At 60.2% G+C, this 4418-nt stretch carries 6 protein-coding genes; 5 read left to right on the forward strand and 1 reads right to left on the reverse strand.

Annotation, left to right across the window (positions count from 1 at the left end; translation table 11 throughout):
- Positions 1-234 precede the first annotated feature (234 nt).
- The 5 genes from GSM73_RS00260 (at position 235) to GSM73_RS00280 (ending at position 3951) form a co-directional block, all read left to right on the forward strand.
- The gene (locus GSM73_RS00260) at positions 235-774 is read left to right on the forward strand and encodes a TetR/AcrR family transcriptional regulator (RefSeq protein WP_160891273.1); all 540 of its coding nucleotides are present in this window, start codon (positions 235-237) and stop codon (positions 772-774) included.
- Positions 775-802: 28 nt separating this feature from the next.
- A complete protein-coding gene (locus GSM73_RS00265) occupies positions 803-1636 on the forward strand; it encodes an alpha/beta fold hydrolase (protein WP_160891275.1) in 834 nt (277 codons plus the stop codon).
- Between the two features lie 85 nt (positions 1637-1721).
- Complete coding sequence (locus GSM73_RS00270) at positions 1722-2171, forward strand: thioesterase family protein (RefSeq protein WP_047229251.1); 450 nt, start codon at positions 1722-1724, stop codon at positions 2169-2171.
- Positions 2172-2418: 247 nt separating this feature from the next.
- Complete coding sequence (locus tag GSM73_RS00275) at positions 2419-3378, forward strand: tRNA-dihydrouridine synthase (RefSeq protein ID WP_047229250.1); 960 nt, start codon at positions 2419-2421, stop codon at positions 3376-3378.
- A 120-nt stretch (positions 3379-3498) separates the two neighbouring features.
- Positions 3499-3951 (forward strand): Hsp20 family protein, encoded by a 453-nt coding sequence (locus GSM73_RS00280; protein WP_047229249.1) that lies wholly within the window; start codon positions 3499-3501, stop codon positions 3949-3951.
- A gap of 75 nt (positions 3952-4026) precedes the next feature.
- On the opposite strand, the gene GSM73_RS26590 is transcribed toward GSM73_RS00280, so the two are convergent.
- On the reverse strand, positions 4027-4418 hold a 392-nt coding region (locus GSM73_RS26590), incomplete at its 5' end, for an EAL domain-containing protein (RefSeq protein WP_256676613.1).

A 4418-nucleotide genomic window follows, 5' to 3' on the forward strand; every position in this document is an offset into this window, starting at 1 on the left:
GGACACCGCCCTTTCACGGCGGTAACAGGGGTTCGAGTCCCCTAGGGGACGCCACGATTACCCGCTCTGCGGGATTTTATAAGGGTCATTCAATTCTTGAATGACCCTTTTGTTTGTCTGGCGTTCGGCCAATCTTCAATTCCTTTAACGATGCTTCTGACCAGCGGTCAAAATTTCCGCTTGCGGAAAATTATTACATGGATAATATTTCAGTCGTAATATTCGGAGGTAACGATGAGCGATAAAAAAGCGCAAACCCGCGAACGCATACTCAAGGCTGCCAGTGCTGCGCTGATTCAGCGGGGTCCGGCCGAGCCGAGTGTCGGCGAAGTGATGGGCGCCGCCGGGCTGACAGTGGGCGGTTTCTATGCCCACTTCGAAAGCAAGGATGCCTTGATGCTCGAGGCATTCAAGCAACTGCTCAGCCAGCGTCGCGGTCTGATCGCCGAGATGGATGCCGAGCTGAGCGGTGAGGAGCGGCGAACCCTGGCAGCCGCGTTCTACCTGTCGCGCAAGCACCGTGATACCACCGATCTGGCCTGCCCGATCCCGGCATCGGTCGGCGAGCTCGGGCGGCTGCCGGATGAGTTTCGTGAGGTGCTCAATGAGCATATTGAGCTGATGGTTGCGCAGTTGGCGGCCAGCCCGGAAGACGCCGATAAGGCCTTGGCTGACATTGCCCTGATGGTCGGCGGCCTGGCCTTGGCGCGAGCGTTGGGCCCGGGAGAGTTATCGGATCGGTTGCTGCGCGCTGCCAAGTCGGCGGTGCGATGAGCTAAGGCGCAAGCCCTGGAGATGAGCGATGAACAGGTTTAGCTGGATTCGTGGTGTCAATGGCACGCTGGGATGGGTGGCTCCGGGCCTGGTGGCGAAGAAGATGCGATCGCTGTTCATGCGTCCCCGGGACTTGCCGCCAAGGGATTGGGAGTTGCCATTGCTGGCGACCTCCGAGCGCATCACCTTACGCTTCGGTCTGTCCGCCCTGCGCTGGGGCAAAGGCCCGACCGTCTTGTTGATGCATGGTTGGGAAGGGCGACCCACGCAATTTGCCGCGCTGATCACGGCGCTGGTAGGTGCCGGCTACACGGTGGTGGCGTTGGACGGCCCGGCCCATGGCCGCTCACCTGGGCGCGAGGCCAATGTCCTGCTGTTCGCCAGGGCCATGCTCGAAGCCGCGGCGGAGTTACCACCGCTGCAAGCCGTGGTTGGGCATTCCATGGGTGGTGCCAGTGCCATGCTCGCGGTTCAGCTGGGGTTGCGGACCGAGACTCTGGTCAGCATTGCGGCGCCTGCGCGCATTCTTGGCGTGCTGCGTGGGTTCGCCCGGATGATGGGGCTGCCGCCCAAGGCGCGATCGGCCTTCATTCGCCAAGTGGAAAACGATGTGGGCATGCTGGCTTCGAGGATGGATGTCGCCCATTACCAACTGGACGTGCCCGGGCTGATTGTCCATGCCGAGGACGACACCTTCGTTTCGGTCAAGGAATCGCAACTGATTCACGAAGCCTGGTTCGACAGCCGCTTGCTGCGCTTGCCGCAGGGCGGCCACCAGCGGGTGCTGGCCGATCCTCGCGTCATTGATGGCGTGTTATCCCTGCTGGCCGGGCGCAGTCTGCAAGCGCGGCAATCGGCTTGATCTGTGGGAGCGAGGCTTGGCCGCGATGGCGGTCAAGCTCGGATCCGTTACACTGGCCCCCACCAAATTCGACCGGGAGAGGGGCATGGGCTGGGATAGGGCAACGCCGTTCATTATTGATCTTCAGGTAAATGCCGAAGACATCGACGGGCTGGGCCACGCCAATAACGCGGTATACGTCACCTGGCTTGAGCGCTGTGCCTGGCGCCATTCCCAGCGCCTGGGGCTGGATCTGGTGGAGTATCGGCGGCTGGACCGGGCCATGGCGGTTGTGCGTCATGAGATCGATTACCTGGCGGCGGCCTACGAAGGTGACGAGCTGCAACTGGCTACCTGGATCGTCGACTGGGATCAGCGATTGAAGATGAATCGGCATTTCCAGCTGATTCGCCCCAGCGACAACACCACGTTGCTGCGCGCCCAGACCACCTTTGTTTGCATCGAACTGTCCACTGGCAGACCCAAGCGCATGCCGCCGGAGTTCATCGAGGGTTATGGTCCTGCGCTGATGACATCCGGCATTCTCATAGACTGACCCAGCGCTATCGCGAGCAAGCTCGCTCCCACAGGGATCTGTGGTGGATGCAGAATCTGTGAACACGCGGGATCCAGTGTGGGAGCCGAGCTTGCTCGCGATGACGGCCGCACATTCGGTATCAATGCAAGCTGACCCAGCGCTATCACGAGCAAGCTCAACTCCCACAGGGGATTGGTGGTGAATTCCGATGTTGTGGGCAAAATCCGGTAAACTGCCGCACGTTTTTCGTTGAGTGTGTTTTTCCATGCAAATTGCCCTGGCGCCCATGGAGGGGTTGGTTGACAACATCCTGCGGGACGTTCTGACCCGTGTTGGCGGTATCGACTGGTGCGTGACCGAGTTCATTCGCATCAATGACCGTCTGCTCACACCGGCCTATTTCCACAAGCTTGCCCCTGAGCTGCTGACCGGTGCCCGGACCGCTGCCGGCGTACCGCTGCGGGTGCAATTGCTGGGTTCCGATCCGGTGTGCCTGGCGGAAAACGCCGCATTGGCCTGCGAGCTGGGTTCGCAGGTTATCGACCTGAACTTCGGCTGTCCGGCCAAGACTGTGAATAAATCACGGGGTGGGGCGGTGTTGCTCAAAGAGCCGGAGCTGCTCAACGAAATTGTCGAGCACGTGCGCCGCGCGGTGCCCAGGCACATTCCCGTTACCGCCAAGATGCGCCTGGGTTTCGACAGCCCGGATGGGGCGTTGGTCTGTGCCACGGCATTGGCCGAAGGTGGCGCGGCGCACATTGTGGTGCATGCGCGGACCAAGACCGACGGCTATAAACCACCGGCCCACTGGGAGTGGATCCCACGGGTTCAGGAGGTGGTCAAGGTCCCGGTATTCGCCAACGGCGATATCTGGAGCGTTGAAGACTGGCGCCGGTGCCGCGAGATCAGTGGTGTGGAAGACATCATGCTCGGCCGCGGACTCGTTTCCCGTCCTGATCTGGCCCGGCAGATCGCTGCGGCCAGGGCCGGTGAAGAGGTGATCGAGCTGTCCTGGGCCGAATTGCAACCGATGCTCCAGGACTTCTGGGTGCAGGTGGTCGAGCAATTGACCCCACGCCAGGCGCCCGGCCGGTTGAAGCAGTGGCTGGCGATGCTGACTCGCAATTATCCCGAAGCGGTGGAGCTGTTTACCGCCCTGCGCCGGGAAACCGACCTGGACGCGGTAGGCCATTTGCTCGGCGTGCAGCGCACCGAAGCGGCCTGAAAAAAATTTCAAAACAACCTCTTGAAAAGTTTTTGGCGGTCCCTAGATAGGGATTACGCGATGCCGAATTCGGGTCGCGGAGACAAAAAACCTTGCTGAACTTTTCAGGAGATTTGAATCATGAGTACTGCATTTTCCCTGGCCCCTCTGTTCCGTTCCTCGGTGGGCTTCGACCGTTTCAACGACCTGTTCGAAACCGCCTTGCGCAACGAACCGGGCAGTAGCTATCCACCCTACAACGTGGAAAAACATGGCGATGACGAGTATCGCATCGTGGTTGCCGCCGCCGGGTTCCAGGAAGACGACCTGGACCTGCAAGTGGAAAAAGGTGTGCTGACCATCAGCGGTGGTAAGCGCGAAGCGAGCAACGACAGCGTGACCTACCTGCACCAGGGTATCGCCCAGCGTGCGTTCAAGCTGTCCTTCCGGTTGGCCGATCATATCGAGATCAAATCCGCCGGCCTGAGCAACGGTCTGTTGAGCATCGACCTGTTGCGAGTGATCCCGGAAGAGGCGAAAGCCAAGCGCATCCCGATCAACGGGGCGCAGCAACAACCCGCGCTGCAAAACTGATGCATCGCAACTAATGAAGAAGGGCGCCATTGGCGCCCTTTTTCATTAGTGGAGCCCTCATTGCGGGCTCCTTTGTCAGGGCAACAGTCGCTCAAACGCGTCTAGCGGCAACGGCCGACTGTGCAGGTAGCCCTGGTACAAATGGCAACCCAGCCCCTGCAGGAAACTCAGTTGTTCCGGGGTTTCGACACCTTCGGCGATCACCTCCAGCTCAAGGCTGCGGGCCATGGCGACGATGGCGCGGATGATTTCGGTATCGTTGGGGTCGCTGGTGGCGTCGCGCACGAATGACTGATCGATTTTCAAGGTATCCACCGGCAGACGTTTGAGGTAGGTCAGCGACGAATAACCGGTCCCGAAATCGTCCATGGCGAAGCTCACTCCCAATTTTTTCAGGCGACGCATCTTGGCGATGGTGTCGTCCAGGTTCTGGATCACGATGCCCTCGGTGATTTCCAGCTTGAGCA

Source organism: Pseudomonas sp. PICF6 (assembly GCF_009831705.1).
GTDB lineage: Bacteria > Pseudomonadota > Gammaproteobacteria > Pseudomonadales > Pseudomonadaceae > Aquipseudomonas > Aquipseudomonas rhizophila.

Bases quoted from the DNA above. Each gene is read 5' to 3' on its own strand.
- GSM73_RS00260 (WP_160891273.1), top strand. From the start codon at position 235: ATGAGCGATAAAAAAGCGCAAACCCGCGAACGCATACTCAAGGCTGCC.
- GSM73_RS00280 (WP_047229249.1), top strand. From the start codon at position 3,499: ATGAGTACTGCATTTTCCCTGGCCCCTCTGTTCCGTTCCTCGGTGGGC.
- GSM73_RS00265 (WP_160891275.1), top strand. From the start codon at position 803: ATGAACAGGTTTAGCTGGATTCGTGGTGTCAATGGCACGCTGGGATGG.
- GSM73_RS00270 (WP_047229251.1), top strand. From the start codon at position 1,722: ATGGGCTGGGATAGGGCAACGCCGTTCATTATTGATCTTCAGGTAAAT.
- GSM73_RS00275 (WP_047229250.1), top strand. From the start codon at position 2,419: ATGCAAATTGCCCTGGCGCCCATGGAGGGGTTGGTTGACAACATCCTG.